Below are 20,376 nucleotides of genomic sequence, written 5' to 3'. Positions count from 1 at the left end.
GGCCGTGCTCCTGCAGGGCCTGGGTCGCCTGGTGCAACGCCTCGGCCTGCTTGGCGTCGCCGGTCAGGGCGTAATCCTTCTCGATCAGGCGGATGCGCAGCACCTCGCCTTCCAGCGCATCGGTACGCTCCAGCAGGCTGGCGCCGGCGGCCACACCGCGCAGCGCGGAGAAGCCGGTGGCGGCCACCACGGCGGTGAGCGCCAGCACCACGCCGAAGCCCAGGGTCAGCTTCTTCGCCGTGCCGAGGCTGGCGATACCACGTTGCAGAACCGATGCCATGGGGACTCCTCCTCACCGGGTGACCGGCGGCGCGCCACGCGTCGCCGGAACAACAGCGCGAACTTAGGAGTGAGACGGTACTGGCGACAAGCCATAACCCTGCCAGGGGTCGGCCGAATGGAGGTTTTAGCTATGCGGAGGTCGCTTTCAGAGCAGGCGCCGGGGAGCCGGCGCCAGAATCCCCCCTGGGTCAGGTCGGGCGCACCAGGTTGAAGGTGTCCTGGGTGCGCACGTAGGCGCTGCCGCCCAGGCGCCCCACCAGGTCGAGCTTGTGCGGGTCGGCTCGGCCCTGCTCGTTGAGCACCGCCTCGTCGATATGGGCCAGCAGCACGCGGGCGAAGATCAGGTGGCAGTTGGGGTTCTCCCGCGGGTAGGGCTGTACCTCCACCAGCTCGCACTCGAAGGCCACCGGCACGCCCTTGACCCGCGGCGGTGCCACCCGCAGCGACGGCTCGGTGGCGATGCCGCAGGCCTCGAACTCGCTGACCTCGCTCGGCAGCTGTGCGGAGCTGGCGTTCATCGCTTCGGCGAAGGCCTGGGACACCAGCTGGATCACCAGTTGCCCGGTTTCCTGGACGTTGCGCAGGGTGTCCTTGAGGCTGCCATCGGCACGGTTGTTGACGTTCACCATCAGCGTCGGCGGCGCATCGCTGATCACCTGGAAGAAGCTGAACGGCGCCAGGTTCTGGGTGCCGTCCGCCGCCTGGCTGGACACCCAGGCGATGGGCCGCGGCGTCACGGTGGAGGCCAGCCAGCGGTAGGCGTCGAGGGGGCTGAGGGTGGTGAAGTCGAGCTGCATCGGGGGCTCCGGGAAGCGGGAGGGGGATGGGCGGATTATGCCCCGCGCCCTCCCCCGCGTGGAAAGTCGGCGATCGTCTAATGGGCGCCCCCGATCACGCGACGCGCCAACAGGGCGGCCAGCAGCGGTGCCAGGGCGAACCCGGCGAACAGCCAGATCGCCGCCGACTGTGCACCGGCCACGCCACCCGGCACGCTGAGCCCGGCGGCGTTGGCCACCAGGCCGGCAAGGGCCGCACCGACGGCCATGCCATACAGCTGCACGGTGGTGATGGCGGTGGAGGCGGCGTTCTCCTCGCCACGCGGGGCCAGCTCCAGCACCCGGGTCAGCAGGTGCGGCCAGCCGATGCCCACGCCCGCGCCCACCGCCGCCAGCGCCAGGCCCACCAACAGGGTGCGCAGCCCGTAGTCCAGTTCGCCGGCCAGCGGGATCAGCCCCGCCAGGGCCAGCAGGCCGAACACGCAAAGCACCGGCCCACCGCGCAACAGGCGCGCCGCATCGCCACCGCTGCGCCCCGAGGACAGCAGCGACCCCAGGCTCCAGCCGCCGGCCATGGCCGCCGTCAGGTAACCCGCCACCAGCGGTGACTGGCCATGCAGCACCTGGAGGAAATAGGGCACGAAGATTTCAGTGGTGGTACCCGCCAGCAGCAACGCCACGCAGGCGTACACGGCGCCCAGCGCGGTGGCCAGGGAAGCGCCGCCGGACGGCAGCAGGCGAACGCTGGCGCGGCGATCCCAGACCAGGGCCGCCGCGCCGAGCGCCAGCCCCAGGGCCACGCCCAGCGCCTGCAACGGCAGCAGCGGCGACAGGCTGCCCGCCGCCACCGCCAGCACCGAGGCGGCCAACAGGCCGATCTGCACGAAGGGAATTCCCGGCACCGCACCGGCCTCGGCGGCATCGGCACGCGGGCGCAGCTGCACCAGCACCAACAGCGCCTGGGCCAGCGCCACCGGCAGCAACGACCAGAAGGCCCAGCGCCAGTGCCCGGCTTCGGCGAACAGGCCACCCACGGCCGGGCCGCACAGCGTCGCCACGCCCCACATGCCGGATACCAGCGCCACGGCGCGGGGCCACAGCGGGGGCGCGAACACCACGCGGATCAAGGCATAGCTCAAGGCCGCCAGCAGGCCGCCGCCCAGCCCCTGCACCGCCCGGGCGCCGAGCATCCAGGGCATCGATTGCGCGGCCGCGCAGCCCACCGAACCCAGGGCGAACAACGCCAGCGCCGCCAGGCAGGCACCGCGCGGGCCGCCACCGGCGAGCAGGCGCGAGGCCAGTGCCGCGCCGACGATGGAGGCCACCACGAACAACGTGGTGTTCCAGGCGTACCAGTCGAGCCCGCCGATTTCGCGCACCACCGACGGCAGTACCGTGGTGACGATGTGCACGTTGATGGCGTGCAAGGCGACGCCGCCGGTGAGCGCCACCGCCATCAGGCCGTTGCGCCCGCTGAACAGTTCGCCCCAGCTGGCAGTGGGCAGGGCATCGAGGGAGGCAGTGGTGTCCATCAAGCATCTCTCCGGATTTATTTATGCAAGAAACAGCTTGGATATTAGGAGCGCAGCGACCAATTAAACAAGAAATTTCTTTGATAAATGGGATAGGGCTTGGCTATCCAGGTGTCGCTCTCAGGGCGAGCACACCGGGGTTCCCGGGCTGAAGCCCGGGCTACGGGGGGCGGAATGACCCAGGCTAGTGGGCATGACGATTCATGAACGGCCCCCTGTGACAGACCCGCCCTGCGAGCGCCCACAAAAAAGCCGGGGCATGCCCCGGCTTCTGCACGACCTGGCGAATCAGCGCCCGGCGCGGGACTCACGGATGTAGAAGCGCGCCTTGTCGGCTTTCTCGGTGCAGCCCTGGAAACCCTCGAACTGCTGCTGGGTCTTGGCGGCGGTCAGCAGGCTCAGCGCCTTGGAGTAGCTGACGGTCCCGGAGAAGCCCTCGGCCTTGGCCAGGTCGAGTTCCTTCCAGGCCGCGTCCAGCTGGTTGGCGCAGCTGTCGCGGTAAGCCGTCTTGGCGGCGCAACCTGCAAGCATGAGGACGATCAGGGGCAGGCTGATCCAGGCTTTCATGGGGGTTCTCCTCGGGATGTGAAATGGCCATGAGTCTAATGCTGGTTAAGACGGTACGGAACCGGAAAAATTCCCCGCCGTGCCCTGCTCAGCAGCTTTGCAGCCCGCCGTTGCATTACGGCTACAGCGGCGCCCGCACTCACTTGGCCTCGCCCTTTCCCACAGGTATCGTCTGCGCCTTATGTAGGAAAAGGTGAAGCCATGAGTAAGCGTGTCGCACTGGTCCTCGGCTCCGGGGGAGCCCGGGGCTACGCCCATATCGGCGTGATCGAGGAGATCGAAGCGCGGGGCTACGAGATCGCCTGCATCGCCGGCTGCTCCATGGGCGCGGTGGTCGGTGGCATCTACGCCGCCGGCAAGCTGCGCGAGTACCGCGAGTGGACCGAAAGCCTGGACTACCTCGACGTGCTGCGCCTGCTCGACGTCAGCTTCCGCCTCGGCGCCATCCGTGGCGAGAAGGTGTTCGGGCGCATCCGCGAGATCGTCGGCGACATCGACATCGAAGACCTGTCGATCCCCTACACCGCGGTCGCCACCGACCTCACCAACCAGCAGGAGATCTGGTTCCAGGAAGGCTGCCTGCACCAGGCCATGCGCGCCTCGGCGGCCATCCCCAGCCTGTTCACCCCGGTGATGCAGGGCTCGCGCATGCTGGTGGACGGCGGCCTGCTCAATCCGCTGCCGATCGTGCCGGTGGTCTCCAGCCACTGCGACCTGATCATCGCCGTCAACCTCAACTCCACCAACCAGAAGCAGTACCAGCTGCCGGTGATCGAGCGCCCGCCGGCCTTCAAGGGGCGCATCGACCAGATGATGAGCTCCCTCGGCGAGCGCCTGCCCTTCCGCAAGCGCGGCATCGACGAGGAACTGCTGCTCGAAGGCGCTACCGCGCCCATCGCCAATCCCTGGGTGGAGGACTCGGCGGAGCCCGGCGCCCAGCAGCCCGCAGCGGCACCGCAGAAGGAAGGCGCGCCGAGCTCGGCCAGCGGCTCGCAGGTGGTCGCCAGCGTCGGCCCGGCCTCGCTGCTGGACCTGGTCAACCAGAGCTTCGAGGTGATGCAGACGTCCCTGGCGCAGTACAAGATCGCCGGCTACCCGCCGGACGTCCTGATCAACGTGCCCAAGCGCGTATGCCGCTTCTTCGAGTTCTACAAGGCGCCGGAGCTGATCCAGCTGGGCCGCCAGATCGCCCGCGACACCCTGGAGAAGTACGAGCAGGACTGAGTCAGAAGATCGACCAGTCAATGCGCTCGGAGAGTTTCTCCAGCGCCGCCATCCCCGCCACCGAGTTGCCGGACTCATTGAGCTCCGGCGACCACACGCAAACGGTGAAGCGCCCCGGCACCACCGCGACTATGCCGCCCCCTACCCCACTCTTGCCCGGCAGGCCGACGCGGTAGGCGAAGTTGCCCGCCTCGTCGTACAGCCCGCTGGTGGCCATCAGCGCGTTAACCTGCTTGGTCTGCCGCGCGCTGAGCACCGTTTCGCCGCTGTGGGGGCTGACGCCGTCGTTGGCCAGGAAGCTGAAGGCCAGGGCCAGGTCCACGCAGTTCATGCGCAACGCGCAGTGGTGGAAGTAGCTGCGCAGCACCGCCTCCACATCGTTGTGGAAGTTGCCGAAGGACTGCATCAGGTAGGCCGCTGCGGCGTTGCGCGCGCGGTGCTGGTACTCCGAGCGCGCCACCACCTCGTCGGCCACCAGGTAGTGGTTGCCGCTCAGGCGCCGGGCGAAGTCGCGCATGGACAACGCCGGTGCGGCGAAGCGCGATTGGTTGATGTCGCAGATCACCAGCGCCCCGGCGTTGATGAAGGGGTTGCGCGGCACGCCCCGCTCGAACTCCAGCTGCACCAGGGAGTTGAACGGCTGGCCGGAGGGCTCGTGGCCCAGGCGCTGCCAGATGTCCTCGCCGGAATGCTGGATCGCCTGCACCAGGCTGAACACCTTGGAAATACTCTGGATTGAGAACGGCGTGCGCCCGTCACCGGCGCAATAGAGCTGGCCCTCATTGCTGTACACCGCAATGCCCAGCTGGTTCGCCGGCACGCCGGCCAGCGCCGGGATATAGCTGGCGACCTTGCCCTGCCCGATCAGCGGGCGGACCTCATCGAGGATTTCGTCGAGCAGTTGTTGCATGTCTTCCTTCCGGCAACGAATGGCGCCAGGCGCCTGGATTAAGCGCTAGACGACGGATTCGCGTTGCGCAACACAGGCAGATGAGGTGCAGCTCGCAATGGGGGGTGAAGGTGGGCCAGGCGGCAAAGGCACCGTCGAAGCAGAGCAGTGGGCTGAAGCAAGCTCGACAAGGCGTTCGCCCTCAGGGAATGCGTGAGGTGAAGCGCCGGTTGGTGGATGCAGGAAGCGCCATCCACCCTACGCAGCGTCCGCCATCGCGCCCGTCGTGAAGCTTCGCGAGCAGAGCTCGCTCCTACGAAAGTGGGGCCTCATTGGTGAGGGCACCGCCTGGCGGCGTTGGGCCTTGCAGGCTCGGCGCCAACCTATGAAGTGAATCCTGCTAGCCCTCGCGCAGGCGATAGCCGACCCCGGCCTCGGTGACGATGAAACGCGGCTCGGTCGGGTCGTCGCCGAGCTTCTGCCGCAGGTGGCCGACCACCACCCGCAGGTAGTGGGTGTCCTCGACATGGGTCGGGCCCCAGATGTCCTTGAGCAGTTGCTGCTGGGTCACCACCCGCCCCAGGTGCCGCGCCAGTTGGGCGAGCACCGCGTACTCCTTGCGGGTCAGCGCCACCTCGGCGCCGTCCAGGGTCACCCGGCGGTAGGCGAAGTCGACGCTCAGCGGGCCGCTTTCGACCACCGCTTCCTGCTGCTCGCCGCCACCGGCCTGGCGCAGCAGCACGCGCACCCGGGCGAGGAACTCCTGCACGCTGAAGGGCTTGGTCACGTAGTCGTTGGCGCCACCGTCCAGGGCCAGCACCTTCTCGCCTTCGCTGGCGCGCACCGAGAGCACCAGCACCGGCACCGTCGACCACTCGCGCAGTTCGGCCAGCACCGTCTTGCCGTCCATGTCCGGCAGGCCCAGGTCGAGCACCACCAGGTCCGGCCGCGCCAGCGCCGCCTGGGCCAGGCCCTCGGCGCCGTTGGCCGCTTCCAGCACCTTGTAGCCCTGGGCCGCGAGGCTGATGCGCAGGAACTTGCGGATCTGCGCCTCGTCGTCGATGACCAGGAGGGTTGGTTGGTTGGTCGTCATCTTGTCCTTCGAAATCCGTTGGCTACCGCATCGTGTTGGGGCGAACTCATTCGCCCAGGGCGGCAACGCCGCACCGGGTCGCACGCGGCGGTCCTGCGGTCCGCATGGCGAATGAATTCGCCCCTACAGCGGGCCATCACCCACCTCCTCCTCCAGCACCGGCTGCGGGTGCAGCGGCAGGTGCAGGGTCAGGGTGGTGCCCTTGCCTTCGAGCCCCTCGCCCACCGTCACCCGGCCGCCGTGGGCGCCGACCATGCCCTGGCAGATGGCCAGGCCCAGGCCGGTGCCCTGCCCGCCCCGGTCGCCACGGGCGGCGGTGTAGAACATGTCGAAGATCTTCTCCCGCTCCGCGGCCGGGATACCGGGGCCCTGGTCGCTGACGGCAAAGCGCAGCTCCTCGGTGTCGGCCGTCACCGCCACGCGCAGGCGGCCCTGGGTCGGCGAGAAGCGCGCGGCGTTCTCCAGCACATTGACCAGCGCCTGCTCGATCAGTGCGGCGTGGACATAGAGCAGGGGCAACTCGGTGGGTAGTTCGGTCTCCACCTTCAGCGGCGCCAGCACCGGGCGCAGGCGCTGCAGGGCACTGGCGACTATGTCCACCGGCGCCACCCAGTCGCGGGCCAGCTTGAGGCCGCCATGGCCGAGGCGGGTCATGTCCAGCAGGTTCTGGATGTAGCGGTCGAGGCGCTCGGCCTCATCCCTTGTGCCCTCCAGCAGCTCGCGGCGGTCCTCCTGGGGGATCGCCTCGCCGAGGGCCAACAGGCTGTCGATGGAGCCGCGCATGGCGGTCAGCGGCGTGCGCAGGTCGTGGGAAACGGAGGCCAGCAGCGCGCTGCGCAGCTGTTCGGTCTCGCCGTGCAGGCGCGCGGCCTCCAGGTCCTCGGCCAGCTGTGCGCGTGCCAGCGCCTGGGCCAGGGGCTGGCCAAGGGCGGACAGCAATCGGCGGCGTTCGGCGGGCAACGGTGCACCGTCACGCGGGCTGACCCCGAGCAATGCCAGCGGGCCCTCCTCGCCGGACAACGGCAGCCACCACCAGCGCCCGCTGGGCAGGGTGCCGGTGCCGAGCCCGGCCACCTGATCGTGCTGCCAGGACCACTCCGCCGCCGCACGCTCCTGGTCGGCCAGCAGGCGCTGTACGCCGGCCTCGACCTTCCACACGCCGTCACGGCTGCGCGCCAGCAGGCACACCTCGACGTCGGTCCAGGGGGTGAACTGCTGGGCGGCGACGCTGAGCACGGCCTGACGGTCGGTGGCGGCGGTGAGCTTGCGCGAGAGGTCGAGCAGCGCAGTGGTTTCCGTCTGGGTGGCACGCAGGGCCTGCAACTGGCGGCGCTGGCGCGAGGCCAGGTTGCCGGTGAGCCCAGCCATCAGCAGGAAGAACAGCAGGGTCAGCACGTCTTCCTGGCGGGCGATGGTCAGGGAGAAGGTCGGTGGGATGAACAGGAAGTCGTAGGCCAGGAACGATACACCGGCACAGAGCAGTGCCGGGCCCAGGCTGCTGCGCACCGCCACCAGCAATACGGCGGCGAGGAACACCAGGGAGATGTTCGGCAGCGCCAGCACCTGGTAGGCGCCCCAGCCCAGGGCAGTGGCCGCCAGCGCGGCGCCCAGGGCCATGCCGTAGTCGGCCAGTGGCACCGGGTGACGCGACCGGGCGCTGGGGGCGCTCGCGTCGGCGTCCGTGTCCAGCACGCTGATCTCCAGCCCCTCGGCCTGGCGCAGCAGGCGCTCCGCCACGCCACGCCCGAGCCAGCGACGGCGCAGGCGCTGGCGGCTGCGGCCCACCAGCAGCAAGCTGGCGCGGCGCTCGTTGGCGTGTTCGATCAGGGTACTGGCCACGCCCTCGGCGCGCAGGGTCACCACTTCGCCGCCCAGGCGCTCGGCCAGTTGCTGGGCCGCCTGCAGGCGCGTTCGGGCCTCCTCGCTCTGCGTGCCGCCGGTGTCCACGTGTACCAGGCTCCAGGGCAGGTGGCGGCGCTCGGCCACGCGGCAGGCGTGGCGCACCAGGCGCTCGGCCTGCTCGCTGCCGTCCACGCCCACCAGCAGGCGGCCACGCACCGTCGGCGCCTCCTGGCCCTGCTGGCGGTAGCGGCGGTTGAGATCGGCATCGACCCGCGCGGCAGCGGTCTGCATGGCCAGCTCGCGCAGGGCGGTGAGGTTGGTCTGGGAGAAGAAGGCGTCGATGGCTGCGCGGGCCTGCTCGGGCACGTAGACCTTGCCCTCGCGCAGGCGCTCCAGCAGCTCGCGGGGCGGCAGGTCGACGAGAAGGATCTCGTCGGACTCCTGCAGCACCCAGTCCGGCAGGGTCTCGCGCACCTGCACGCCGGTGATGTCGAACACCTGGTCGTTGAGCGCTTCCAGGTGCTGGACGTTGACGGTGGTGTAGACGTCGATGCCGGCCGCGAGCAGCTCCTGCACGTCCTGCCAGCGCTTGGCGTGGCGGCTGCCGGGGGCGTTGCTGTGGGCCAGCTCGTCCACCAGCACCAGCTTCGGCGGCGCGGCGAGGATGCCGTCCAGGTCCATCTCGGTCAGCGGCACGCCCCGATATTCCAGGCGCCGCAGCGGCTGCTGGGGCAGCCCGGTGAGCATCGCCTCGGTCTCGGCGCGGCCGTGTGTCTCGACCACGCCGACACGCAGGTCGACGCCCTGGCGCAACTGCGCCTGGGCGGCTTGCAACATGGCGAAGGTCTTGCCCACGCCCGGTGCGGCGCCGAGGAAGACCTTCAGCCGGCCGCGCCCCTCGCGCGGCAGTTCGGCCAACAACGCATCGGCACGGCCGGCATCACTCATTCAGGCATCTCGTTCAGTCGCAGGTTGAGGGCGAACACGTTGACCACCGCTGGCCCGATCAGCGGGCGCTCGGCCTGCTGTTCCACCAGGCGCTCCAGGGTCGCGGCGGGAATGCCCCGCGCCTCGGCGATGCGCGGGATCTGGTAGCGCGCAGCGGCCAGCGGCAGGTGCGGATCGAGGCCGCTGCCGGAAGTGGTGACCAGGGCCATGGGCACCGGGCCCTGCCCCAGCGCGCCCAGCTCGGCGGCGTCCTTGGCGATGCGCTCGGCCAGCGCCGGGTTGCTCGGGGCCAGGTTGCTGGCACCGCTGGCGACCGTGGCATAGCCACCGGCCGAGGGGCGTGGCTGGAACCACTGGGCCCCCTCCACCTGCTGCGCCAGCAGCAGGCTGCCGCGTGCATCGCCCTTGGCGTCGCGCACAAGGCTGCCGTTGGCCTGCGCCGGGAAGGCCAGTTGCGCGACAGCGGTGACGGACAGCGGGTAGGCAACGCCGGTTATCAGGGTCATCAGGGCCAGCAGGCTCAGGGCGGGACGGAGTTGCGTAAGCATATTCAGTTCCTCGGATTAAGTCCCCTCTCCGTGGAGAGGGGAAAGGCGTCAGACCAGGTGCAGGGCGGTGAGCAGGATGTCGATCAGCTTGATGCCGATGAAGGGCGCCACCAGCCCGCCCAGGCCGTAGATCAGCAGGTTGCGGCGCAGCAGGCTGGCGGCGTCGGCGGCTTGCACGCGCACCCCGCGCAGGGCCAGGGGGATCAGCGCGATGATGATCAGCGCGTTGAACACAATGGCCGAGAGGATGGCGCTCTGCGGGCTGCGCAGCTGCATCAGGTTGAGCACGCCCAACTGCGGGTAGATGCCGGCGAACAGCGCCGGGAGGATGGCGAAGTACTTGGCCACGTCGTTGGCCACCGAGAAGGTCGTCAGTGCCCCACGGGTCACCAGCAGCTCCTTGCCCACCTGCACCACGTCCAGCAGCTTGGTCGGGTCGGAATCCAGGTCCACCAGGTTGGCGGCCTCGCGGGCGGCCTGGGTGCCGTCGTTCATCGCCAGGCCGACATCGGCCTGGGCCAGCGCCGGGGCGTCGTTGGCGCCGTCACCGCACATGGCGACCATCTTGCCCTCGCCCTGCTCCTGGCGGATGCGCGCCAGCTTCTTCTCCGGCGTGGCTTCGGCGATCACGTCGTCCACCCCGGCCTCGGCGGCGATGGCGGCGGCGGTCAGCGGGTTGTCGCCGGTGACCATCACGGTGCGGATGCCCATCTGCCGCAGCTCGGCGAAGCGCTCGCGGATGCCGGGCTTGACCACGTCCTTGAGGTGGATTCCGCCCAGCAGCTTGCCATCGGCCGCCACCAGCAGCGGGGTGCCGCCGCTCTGGGCGATCCGGTCGATCTCGCGGGACAGCTGCTCGGGCATCTCGGCGCGGCTCATGCCGACCCAGGCCAGCACCGCGTCCACCGCACCCTTGCGGTAGCTGCGGCCGTTCCAGTCCACCCCGGAGAGGCGGGTCTCGGCACTGAAGGCGATGGCGGTGACCTCATCGCGAGCCGGCTCGACCATGGCGCTGAGGGCGCGCAGGTACTCGACGATGGATTTGCCTTCCGGCGTGTCGTCGGCCAGCGATGCCAGCAGCGCGGCGTCGGACAGTTCCTTGCCGCTCACGCCCGGTGCCTTGACCAGCGCACTGCAACGGCGGTTGCCGAAGGTGATGGTGCCGGTCTTGTCCAGCAGCAGCACGTGCACGTCGCCCGCCGCCTCCACGGCACGGCCGGACTTGGCGATGACGTTGAGGCGCACCAGGCGGTCCATGCCGGCGATGCCGATGGCCGAAAGCAGGCCGCCGATGGTGGTGGGGATCAGGGTCACCAGCAGCGCCACCAGGTACACCAGCGGCAGGTCGCCACCGGCGAAGCGGGCGAAGGGCTGCAGGGTGGCGACCACCAGCAGGAAGATCAGCGTCAGGCCGATCAGCAGGATGTCCAGCGCCACCTCGTTGGGGGTCTTCTGGCGCTTGGCGCCCTCCACCAGGGCGATCATCCGGTCCAGGGTCGACTCGCCCGGGTTGGCGGTGATCTTCACCAGCAACCAGTCGGAGACCACGCGGGTGTTGCCGGTGACCGCCGAGCGGTCACCGCCGGACTCGCGGATCACCGGCGCGGATTCGCCGGTGATGGCGGCCTCGTTGACCGCGGCGATGCCTTCGACCACCTCGCCGTCGCCGGGGATCAGCTCACCGGCCTCGACGCGCACCAGGTCACCACGACGCAGGCTGCTGGCGGCCACCGTCTCGAACTGCCCGGAGGCAGCACGACGGCGGGCGCTGAGGCCCTGGCTGCCGGCCTTGAGGCTGTCGGCGCGGGCCTTGCCACGGCCTTCGGCGAGGGCCTCGGCGAAGTTGGCGAAGAGCACGGTGAACCACAGCCACAGGGCGATCTGCACCGCCAGGCCGGTGGACACCGCCGGGTTGGGGATGAAGCACAGCACCGTGGTGACCACGGCGGTCAGTTCCACCACCAGCATCACCGGCGAGCGCTTGAGCTGGCGCGGGTCGAGCTTGGCGAAGGCCTGCACCAGCGCCGGCTTCCACAGCGCGGCGATGGCGGTACGGGGTTGTTGCTGCTTGGCGCCATTCTTCGGCGCCTGGATAGGGGCGTTCATGCGGGTCTCCCTTAAAGGCCGATCAGCGCGAGGTGTTCGGCAATCGGCCCCAGGGCCAATGCCGGGAGGAAGGTCAGGCCACCGACCAGGAGGATGGTCAGGGTCAGCAGGGTGACGAACAGCGGGCCGTGGGTGGGGAAGCTGTTGCCACCCACCGGCGCGCGCTGCTTGGCCGCCAGGCTGCCGGCGATGGCCAGTACCGGGAGGATGTAGCCGAAGCGGCCGAGCAGCATCGCCAGGCCGATCATGACGTTATGGAACGGCGTGTTGGCGCCGAAGCCGGCGAAGGCCGAGCCGTTGTTGGCAGATCCCGAGGTGTAGGCGTACAGCGCCTGGCTGAAACCGTGCGCGCCGGGATTGGTGATGGAGGCCGCCGGGCCTGGCAGGCTCACCGCCAGGGAGCAGAACACCAGCACGCCGATCGGCATCACCAGCAGGGTCGCCACCAGCAGGCGTACCTCGCGGGCCTCCAGCTTCTTGCCGAGGTATTCAGGGGTGCGACCGATCATCAGGCCGGCGAGGAACACGGCGATCAGCACGAACAGCAGCATGCCGTAGAGGCCCGCGCCGACGCCGCCGAAGATCACCTCGCCGAGCATCATGTTGAACATCGGGATCATCCCGCCGATGGCGCTGAAGCTGTCGTGCATCGAGTTCACCGAGCCGTTGGACGCAGCCGTGGTGGTCACCGCCCAGAGTGCCGAGGCGGTGATGCCGAGGCGGCTCTCCTTGCCCTCCAGGGAACCGGACTGCTCGATGGGCAGCGCGGCCAGGGCCGGGTTGGGCTGGAACTCGCTGTACAGGGTCACGCCCAGGCCGATGACGAACAGGATCAGCATGGTCGCCAGCAGCGCGCGGCTCTGGCGCAGATCCTTGACGTAGTGGCCGAAGGTGAACACCAGGGCGGCGGGGATCAGGATGATCGACGCCATTTCCAGCAAGTTGCTCCAGGCGCTGGGGTTCTCGAACGGGTGCGCGGAGTTGACGCCGAAGAAACCACCACCGTTCGTGCCCAGTTGCTTGATGGCGATCTGGCTGGCCGCCGGGCCGAGCGGGACCACCTGGTCGGTGCCGGCCAGGGTGTGGACGCTGACGTAGTCGAGGAAGGTCTGCGGCACGCCCTGCCAGACCAGGAACAGCGCCAGCAACAGGCACAGCGGCAGCAGCGCGTAGAGGGTGCCGCGGGTCAGGTCGACCCAGAAGTTGCCGAGCTTGTCGGTGCTGCGACGGCTGATGCCACGGGCCAGGGCCACCAGCACGCAGAGGCCGACGGCGGCGCTGACGAAGTTCTGCACACCCAGGCCGACCATCTGGCTGAAATAGCTCAGGCTCGCCTCGCCGCTGTAGGCCTGCCAGTTGGTGTTGGTGACGAAGCTGACGGCAGTGTTGAACGCCAGGGTCCATTCCAGGCCCGGCAGCTTCTGCGGATTGAGCGGCAGCATGCCCTGCAGCATGAGGATGGAGAACAGCAGCGCCAGGCCGGCTGCGTTGAACAGCAGCAGCGCGACGGTGTAGGTCTTCCAGTCCTGCTCGCTATGGGGATCGACCCCGGCGATGCGGTAGCAGAAACGCTCGACGGGAGCGAAGAGCGGCGTGAGGAAGGTGCGCTGCCCCTCCATCGCGCGATGGATGAAGCGGCCGATGAAAGGCGCTGGCACCAGCACCAGCACGAAGAAGGCCAGAATCAGCCCGTAGTCCTGTACTTGCATGACGCCCCCTAGCTGCGTTCGGCGCGCAGCAGCGCGACCAGCAAGTAGATGAAAAGCCCCGTGGCCATTGCCAGGGACAACCCGTCGAGAATGCTCATGACTGTTGCTCCGGTATGCGGACTGCGCCGCTTTGGAGGAATTCTCGGCAGGAGGGGCGTAAAGGGACGAGACGGGGACCGGGGGCGGGGCATAAAGAAAGCGTAAAGAACGCGATTTTCCTGGTCTCCCGGGGACCTGGCATGCCTGCATCGATGGGTTTCGCGGAGCTCTACCCATCCTACGAATGATGGCGAGTCCGTAGGATGGGTAGAGTGAAACGAAACCCATGCGGCCCTGCAAACACCTCCCAGCCAAAGGATCGCTCCGTACCCCTCGGGCGAATGAATTCGTCCCTACAGGGTTACCGGGTAGCGGCCATATAGCGGTCACACAACCGTCACACTGGCCTAGACCAGTGCACCGAAACGATTGGTTACAACCCTTGCGCGCACCATTGCGAGTCACGAACGGCGGCGATCAGGTGCCGAAGCATCCCGCAAACGACGTTTCGCGGGCCTTTGCGACCTGATGGGGCGAACTGGCATGGCCACTGCAAACACAGCCCCGTCTGCGTTCATTCCATTCTCGGAGGCTTTATGACCCTGCAACTCAAGCCGACCCTCGGCACCCTGCACCTCTGGGGCATCGCGGTGGGCCTGGTGATTTCCGGCGAATATTTCGGCTGGAGCTACGGCTGGGGCGTGGCGGGGACCCTCGGGTTCCTGGTGACCGCGCTAATCGTCGCGGCCATGTACACCTGCTTCATCTTCAGCTTCACCGAGCTGACCACCGCCATCCCCCACGCCGGCGGACCCTTCGCCTACAGCCGTCGCGCCTTCGGCGAGAAAGGCGGGCTGGTGGCCGGCCTCGCCACCCTGATCGAGTTCGTCTTCGCCCCGCCGGCCATCGCCATGGCCATCGGCGCCTACCTCAACGTGCAGTTCCCCGGGCTCGATCCCAAGCACGCGGCGGTCGGTGCCTACTTCGTGTTCATGACCCTGAACATCCTCGGCGTCAGCATCGCCGCCACCTTCGAACTGGTGGTCACCGTGCTCGCCGTGGCGGAGCTGCTGGTGTTCATGGGCGTGGTGGCGCCGGGCTTCAGCTTCAGCAACTTCGTGCTCAATGGCTGGGCCGGCAGCAACGAGTTCGGCGGCGCGGCCATCTCCGGCATCTTCGCCGCCATCCCCTTCGCCATCTGGTTCTTCCTCGCCATCGAGGGCGCGGCCATGGCCGCCGAGGAAGCCAAGGACCCGAAACGCACCATTCCCAAGGCCTACATCGCCGGCATCCTCACCCTGGTGACCCTGGCCCTCGGGGTGATGGTCTTCGCCGGTGGCGTGGGCGACTGGACCCAGTTGTCGAACATCAACGACCCGCTGCCCCAGGCCATGAAGGCCGTGGTGGGCGAGAACTCCGGCTGGCTGCACATGCTGGTGTGGATCGGCCTGTTCGGCCTGGTGGCCAGCTTCCACGGCATCATCCTCGGCTACTCGCGGCAGTTCTTCGCCCTGGCCCGCGCCGGCTACCTGCCCCGTGGCCTGGCCAAGCTGTCGCGCTTCCAGACCCCGCACCGCGCCATCATCGCCGGCGGCCTGGTGGGCATCGCCGCCATCTACAGCGACGGCCTGATCAACCTGCAGGGCATGACCCTGACCGCCGCGATGATCACCATGAGCGTGTTCGGTGCCATCGTCATGTACATCATGAGCATGCTCAGCCTGTTCAAGCTGCGTAAGAGCGAGCCGAGCCTGGAGCGCAGCTTCCGCGCGCCGGGCTATCCCATAGTCCCAGGCATCGCCCTGGTGCTGGCGGTGGTCTGCCTGATCGCCATGGCCTGGTTCAACACCACCATCGGCCTGATCTTCCTCGGCTTCATGGCGGTGGGCTTCGTCTGGTTCCAGTTCACCGCCCACCATCGCGCCAGCGCCCCGGCCGATGCGCTGCTGACAGGTGATGCCGCCTGACAAAGGCTCTATGCTCAAGCCACGAGGCCCGGTCCGCCGGGCCTCGTCTTTTCTGCCGCCTGTTCCCTGCCGGAGGCCGTGATGCCTTACCAGACCACCGTTGGCGCCCAGGTCTACCGCTTCGCCGACCTCAAGACCCTGCTGGCCAAGGCCAGCCCCGCCCGCTCGGGCGACTACCTGGCCGGGGTCGCCGCCGCCACCTATGAAGAACGCATGGCCGCCAAGCTGGCCCTGGCCGAGGTGCCGCTCAAGCGCTTTCTCGACGAGGCGCTGATCCCCTACGAGGAGGACGAGGTCACCCGGCTGATCATCGATCGCCACGACATCGCCGCCTTCGCCCCCATCAGCCACCTGACCGTGGGCGACCTGCGCGACTGGCTGCTGCTGGACAGCACCGATTCCGCCACCCTGGAGGCCGTGCGCTGGGGCCTGACCCCGGAGATGATCGCCGCGGTGAGCAAGCTGATGCGCAACCAGGACCTGATCCTGGTGGCAAAGAAATGCCGTGTGATCACCCGCTTCCGCAACACCATCGGCCTGCCGGGCCATCTCTCGGTGCGCCTGCAGCCCAACCACCCCACGGACGACGTGCGCGGCATCGCCGCCAGCATGCTCGACGGCCTGCTCTACGGCTCGGGCGATGCGGTGGTGGGCATCAACCCGGCCAGTGACTCGCTGCCGACCCTGATGCGCCTGTGGCAGATGATGGACGAGGTGCGCGAGCACTTCGCCATTCCCATGCAGAACTGCGTGCTCACCCACGTCACCACGCAGATCCAGGCCATCGAGGCCGGCGCGCCCATCGACCTGGTGTTCCAGTCCATCGCCGGCACCGAGAAGACCAATTCGAGCTTCGGCGTCTCCCTGGCCATCCTCAAGGAAGCCCACGAAGCGGCGCTTTCGCTGGGGCGCGGCAGCCTGGGCGACAACGTCATGTACTTCGAGACCGGCCAGGGCAGCGCCCTCTCCGCCGGTGGCCACCACGGCGTCGACCAGCAGACCTGCGAAGTGCGTGCCTATGCCGTGGCCCGGGAGTTCCGCCCGCTGCTGACCAACACCGTGGTCGGCTTCATCGGCCCGGAGTACCTCTACGACGGCAAGCAGATCATCCGCGCCGGGCTGGAGGATCACTTCTGCGCCAAGCTCCTCGGCGTGCCCATGGGCTGCGACGTCTGCTACACCAACCACGCCGAAGCCGACCAGGACGACATGGACACCCTGCTCACCCTGCTGGGCGCGGCGGGCATCACCTTCATCATGGGCATCCCCGGTGCCGACGACATCATGCTCAACTACCAGAGCACCTCCTTCCACGACGCCCTCTACCTGCGCTCCGTGCTGGGCCTGAAGCGCGCGCCGGAGTACGAGGACTGGCTGCTGCGCATGGCCATCACCGAGCCCTCCGGGCGCCTGCGCGAGATCGGCAAGGGCCACGCCCTGCTCAAGGACCTGCCACGACTGGGAGCCGCCTGATGAAACTGGTGCAGCACAACCCCTGGGACGAACTCCGCGCCCACACCTCCGCCCGCATCGCCCTCGGCCGGGTCGGCTCCAGCCTGCCCACCGCCGAGGTGCTGCGCTTCGGCCTGGCCCACGCCCAGGCCCGCGACGCGGTGCACCACCCGCTGGACTTCGCCGCCCTGGACGAACAGCTCAAGGCCGCCGGCTTCCGCACCCTGCAGGTGCGCAGCGACGCCGAGGACCGCCAGGCCTACCTGCTGCGCCCGGACCGCGGCCGCCGCCTCCACGACGACTGCCAGGCCCGCCTGTACGCCGAGGCACCCGCCCCGGAGCTGGCGGTGGTGATCGCCGACGGGCTCTCCTCCATCGCCGTGCAACGCCACGCCTTGCCGCTGCTGGAGCTGTTCCGCGAACGCTTCGCCACCGACTGGGCGAACACCCCGGTGGTGCTCGCCGAACAGGGCCGGGTGGCCATCGGCGACGGCATCGGCGAAGCCCTGCGAGCACAACTGGTGGTGATGCTGATCGGCGAACGCCCGGGCCTCACCTCCCCCGACAGCCTGGGCCTGTACCTCACCTACCAGCCCCGCGTCGGGCGCATGGACAGCGAACGCAACTGCATCTCCAACGTACGCCCCGAGGGGCTGCCCTATGCCCTGGCGGCCATCAAGCTCGACTACCTGGCCCGCGAGGCGCTGCGCCTGCAGCTCTCCGGGGTGAGCCTGAAGGACGACAGCAACCTGCAGCCGGTGGCGCAGCTGGATTGAGGCAGGCCACCCACCTGCCCGGCCCGGCCCGCGTCGCTGGATCTGGAGATCGGAGTGCGCATCACCTTTCTCGGTGCGCGCAGCACACCCTACAGGTGCCGTTCGCGCCAACTCGCAGTCCTGGCGACTTTCTGTAGGGGCGAATTCATTGGCTATGTCTGCGTTAAGTGTTGCTAGAGGATTTGAGTCCAGCTGATTGCTGAGTTTTGTTGGTACTTCTGGTTTCGCCCACCCGGGCGAGTCCCTTTTAACAATCGTCGGAATGCCGAACCACTTAAAAGGAACCAAAAGGGCTTGCCCCATCATCCGGCCCGACTGCGTCGGGTTCCCTCACTCCATCGCCGTTACTCGCTACGCTCGCCCTTCGGGCCGCACTGAAGTGCGTTCGCCGCAAGCGTCGTCTGGGGGCCGGCGCGATGGGCCATCCATGGCCTGGCGCGCCTCTCGCGGCATCCATGCCGCTCGTCCCCCGGCGCAACGACTGCGTTCGGCCTCCTGGAGGGGCGTTGGCGGCTGCCCCACCTTTCTTCGTCCAGCGCATCGCCACGTGGTGCGCACAGGCTTTCGTAGGATGGTGTAGAGCGAAGCGAAACCCATGGGGTGGCGGTGGCACGAACCCTTGGGCGCCCGGAAAAGGCCAAGCTTGAGCGCTTGCATTAAAACCACAACAGCTAACGCCGACAGAGCCAATTCATTCGCCCGCTCTTCGTGGGAGCGAATTCATTCGCGATCGGTCGTCCAGGCAATCACCGATCGCCACGAGCAAACGCCAAGGGAACGGGGCAAGCGTGGCGCGTTCGAATTACAGTAGCGGCCCACCTCGAAAGGAGATTCCCATGCCCTGGTACGCCTGGCTGATCCTGATCCTCGCCCTCGGCTCCATCGTCGGCGGCCTGATGATGCTGCGCGATACGGCGAAGAAACTGCCCCTGACCGAGGAGCAGCTCAAGCGCATCCATGAACGCAACGCCGAGATGGACGCCAAGGAAGCCAAGGAGCGCTGACACCCGCCCGCACACGCGGGTAAAGTGCGGCACCGATACGAGGAGGTGCCATGCCGCTCCATCTGCAGATCCTGCTGCCCCTGTTCACCCTCGCTCTGGGCCACGGCTTCGGGCAGGTGTCCTATACCGGCCTGGCCTTCGGGCTGGTGTATGCCTTCTGGGTCCTCGCCGCGCCGAAACTCCCCGCGCGCCTGTGGTTCCCCGTCACCCTGCTGGCCAGCATCGCCTTCGCCGCGCACCTGGTGCCCGGCTTCTCGCCCCTGCCCCTGGCCGAACCGCTGCGCCTGAGCCCCGACGCGCCGCCCTATGCCCTGCGCCTGTCCTGGGACAAGACACTGGTGGGCATGGCACTGCTGGCCTGGTGGCTGGGGCGCACGGCACCCACCATCGCCTCGCGCTGGCGGGCCACCGCCGTGACGGCCGCCGCCACCCTGCTGGCGGTGCCGGCGCTGGCCCTGGGGCTGGACCTCGTGGACTGGATGCCGAAATGGCCGGAGCTGGTGTGGCGCTGGCTGCCGGTGAACCTGCTGGCGGTGGTGCTGGCGGAGGAGCTGGTGTTCCGCGGCCTGTTGCAGGGCGCGCTGGTTTCACGCCTGGGTGCCTGGGCCGGAGTCGGGCTCACCGCGCTGCTGTTCGGCGCGGTGCACCTGCCGTTCAGCCCGCTGTTCGCGGCGGTGGCGACGGTGGCCGGCCTCGGCTACGGGCTGGCCTTCCATTTCAGCGGGCGGCTAGGGGTGGCGATGGCGCTGCACCTGGCGGTCAATCTCTGCCATCTGGCATTACTGAGCTATCCAGTGAAGCTGGGGTGACCTGGATCTGGTAGCGCCCGAAGATGCGCTGCAGCTCGCCGCTGGCCCGCAGCAGGTCCAGCAGCACAGTGAAGCGCTCGGGGGTGATGGCCGCGCCGGGCCGCAACAAGGCGTAGTGGCGGTAGTTCTGGTCGACCCGGGTGGAAACCAGAAACTGAGCCTTCTGCTCGGGGTTCCGCTCCAGGTACATGCCCAGGTAGGAACGGGTCACCAGCGCGATATCCGCCCGCCCGCGCAGCACCATCAGCAGGTTGCTGTCGTGGGAATAGGTCATCAGCGCATTGAATTCGCGCACCAGGTATTCCGGGTCGGCATCGAAGCCGGCGAAACCGTAGTGATAGCCGCTGTAGAGCGCCAGGCGCTTGCCGGCCAGGGTGCGGAAGTAGTCCTGGCTGCGGGTCGGCTGGGACTGGGCGACGAACACCTCGGCATCCTCCAGGCCCATGTCGATGCGCGCGCCGGGGATGTCCTGCCAGCCCCAGTCAGGGTTCTCGAACACCGCCATGTCGATGCGGCCGGTTTGGAAGTCGCGGAAGCGCCGGGGGATCGCCGTCGGCAGCATGACGAACTCGTACTCGCCCTGGGCGCGGTTCAACGCGGCCAGCAGCTCTGGCAGCAGGCCGGTGGCGGCCTCCGACTCGGGCTTGATCACGTAAGGGGGAAAGTGCGCGCCGCCGACCCGCACCAGCTCAGTCGCCTGGGCGCTGCCACAAGCGGCCAGAAACAGCACGGCCAACAGTGCATGGCAGAGAGAATCCATAAATCCCCATCTCGCCGATCCGTAGCGAAGGCCTGCCTGGCAGGCTGATGCAA

Annotated in this window: 17 protein-coding genes; 6 read left to right on the top strand and 11 right to left on the bottom strand. The window is 68.4% G+C overall.

Features of this window, described 5'->3' with window-relative positions:
• Positions 1-470: 470 nt before the first annotated feature.
• The 3 genes from PSm6_RS19895 to PSm6_RS19885 form a co-directional block, all read right to left on the bottom strand.
• Complete coding sequence (locus PSm6_RS19895; protein ID WP_043243263.1) at positions 471-1,079, bottom strand: flavin reductase family protein; 609 nt, start codon at positions 1,077-1,079, stop codon at positions 471-473.
• A gap of 77 nt (positions 1,080-1,156) precedes the next feature.
• A complete protein-coding gene (locus PSm6_RS19890) occupies positions 1,157-2,590 on the bottom strand; it encodes an MFS transporter (RefSeq protein ID WP_265168039.1) in 1,434 nt (477 codons plus the stop codon).
• A gap of 288 nt (positions 2,591-2,878) precedes the next feature.
• On the bottom strand, positions 2,879-3,157 hold the full coding sequence (locus PSm6_RS19885) for a hypothetical protein (protein WP_021220375.1): 279 nt from the start codon (positions 3,155-3,157) through the stop codon (positions 2,879-2,881).
• Positions 3,158-3,358: 201 nt separating this feature from the next.
• On the opposite strand from PSm6_RS19885, the gene PSm6_RS19880 reads away from it, so the two are divergent.
• Positions 3,359-4,381, top strand: coding sequence for a patatin-like phospholipase family protein (locus tag PSm6_RS19880; protein WP_021220376.1), 1,023 nt, complete (start codon positions 3,359-3,361; stop codon positions 4,379-4,381).
• Between the two features lies 1 nt (position 4,382).
• Here the strand turns inward: PSm6_RS19880 and glsB are convergent, their stop codons facing one another.
• From glsB to PSm6_RS19845, 7 genes are all read right to left on the bottom strand, one after another.
• On the bottom strand, positions 4,383-5,291 hold the full coding sequence (glsB, locus tag PSm6_RS19875) for a glutaminase B (protein WP_021220377.1): 909 nt from the start codon (positions 5,289-5,291) through the stop codon (positions 4,383-4,385).
• A gap of 379 nt (positions 5,292-5,670) precedes the next feature.
• On the bottom strand, positions 5,671-6,363 hold the full coding sequence (locus PSm6_RS19870; RefSeq protein ID WP_021220379.1) for a response regulator: 693 nt from the start codon (positions 6,361-6,363) through the stop codon (positions 5,671-5,673).
• A gap of 123 nt (positions 6,364-6,486) precedes the next feature.
• Positions 6,487-9,153 (bottom strand): DUF4118 domain-containing protein, encoded by a 2,667-nt coding sequence (locus PSm6_RS19865; protein ID WP_265168037.1) that lies wholly within the window; start codon positions 9,151-9,153, stop codon positions 6,487-6,489.
• Complete coding sequence (kdpC, locus tag PSm6_RS19860) at positions 9,150-9,701, bottom strand: potassium-transporting ATPase subunit KdpC (protein ID WP_021220381.1); 552 nt, start codon at positions 9,699-9,701, stop codon at positions 9,150-9,152. Before kdpC ends, PSm6_RS19865 begins: the two co-directional genes overlap by 4 nt.
• 48 nt (positions 9,702-9,749) lie before the next feature.
• A complete protein-coding gene (gene kdpB, locus PSm6_RS19855; protein WP_265168036.1) occupies positions 9,750-11,807 on the bottom strand; it encodes a potassium-transporting ATPase subunit KdpB in 2,058 nt (685 codons plus the stop codon).
• 11 nt (positions 11,808-11,818) lie between these two features.
• Positions 11,819-13,516 (bottom strand): potassium-transporting ATPase subunit KdpA, encoded by a 1,698-nt coding sequence (kdpA, locus tag PSm6_RS19850; protein WP_043245872.1) that lies wholly within the window; start codon positions 13,514-13,516, stop codon positions 11,819-11,821.
• Between the two features lie 8 nt (positions 13,517-13,524).
• Positions 13,525-13,614 (bottom strand): K(+)-transporting ATPase subunit F, encoded by a 90-nt coding sequence (locus tag PSm6_RS19845; protein ID WP_021220384.1) that lies wholly within the window; start codon positions 13,612-13,614, stop codon positions 13,525-13,527.
• Between the two features lie 537 nt (positions 13,615-14,151).
• Here PSm6_RS19845 and eat point away from each other — a divergent pair.
• The 5 genes from eat to PSm6_RS19820 all read left to right on the top strand — a co-directional run bounded on the left by eat (position 14,152) and on the right by PSm6_RS19820 (position 19,563).
• The gene (gene eat / locus PSm6_RS19840; RefSeq protein WP_265168035.1) at positions 14,152-15,522 is read left to right on the top strand and encodes an ethanolamine permease; all 1,371 of its coding nucleotides are present in this window, start codon (positions 14,152-14,154) and stop codon (positions 15,520-15,522) included.
• Positions 15,523-15,603: 81 nt separating this feature from the next.
• Positions 15,604-16,995 carry an ethanolamine ammonia-lyase subunit EutB gene (locus tag PSm6_RS19835; protein ID WP_265168034.1) on the top strand — a complete coding sequence of 464 codons (1,392 nt, stop codon included), beginning with the start codon at positions 15,604-15,606 and terminating at the stop codon, positions 16,993-16,995.
• Positions 16,995-17,750: an ethanolamine ammonia-lyase subunit EutC gene (gene eutC, locus PSm6_RS19830; protein ID WP_021220387.1), complete on the top strand. Its 756-nt coding sequence runs from the start codon at positions 16,995-16,997 to the stop codon at positions 17,748-17,750. The genes PSm6_RS19835 and eutC overlap by 1 nt, the downstream gene beginning before the upstream one ends.
• A gap of 836 nt (positions 17,751-18,586) precedes the next feature.
• A complete protein-coding gene (locus PSm6_RS19825; protein WP_021222856.1) occupies positions 18,587-18,754 on the top strand; it encodes a DUF2897 family protein in 168 nt (55 codons plus the stop codon).
• A 50-nt stretch (positions 18,755-18,804) separates the two neighbouring features.
• Entirely contained in the window at positions 18,805-19,563 is a 759-nt protein-coding gene (locus PSm6_RS19820; protein ID WP_021222857.1) for a CPBP family intramembrane glutamic endopeptidase, read from the top strand.
• Here the strand turns inward: PSm6_RS19820 and PSm6_RS19815 are convergent.
• Complete coding sequence (locus PSm6_RS19815) at positions 19,514-20,323, bottom strand: substrate-binding periplasmic protein (protein WP_043245875.1); 810 nt, start codon at positions 20,321-20,323, stop codon at positions 19,514-19,516. The genes PSm6_RS19820 and PSm6_RS19815 overlap by 50 nt on opposite strands.
• Between the last annotated feature and the right edge of the window lie 53 nt (positions 20,324-20,376).

Source organism: Pseudomonas solani (genome assembly GCF_026072635.1).
Taxonomy (GTDB): Bacteria; Pseudomonadota; Gammaproteobacteria; order Pseudomonadales; family Pseudomonadaceae; genus Metapseudomonas; species Metapseudomonas solani.
The sequence above is the reverse complement of the archived record's forward strand: the minus strand, read 5'-3'. Positions and strand labels throughout refer to the sequence as shown.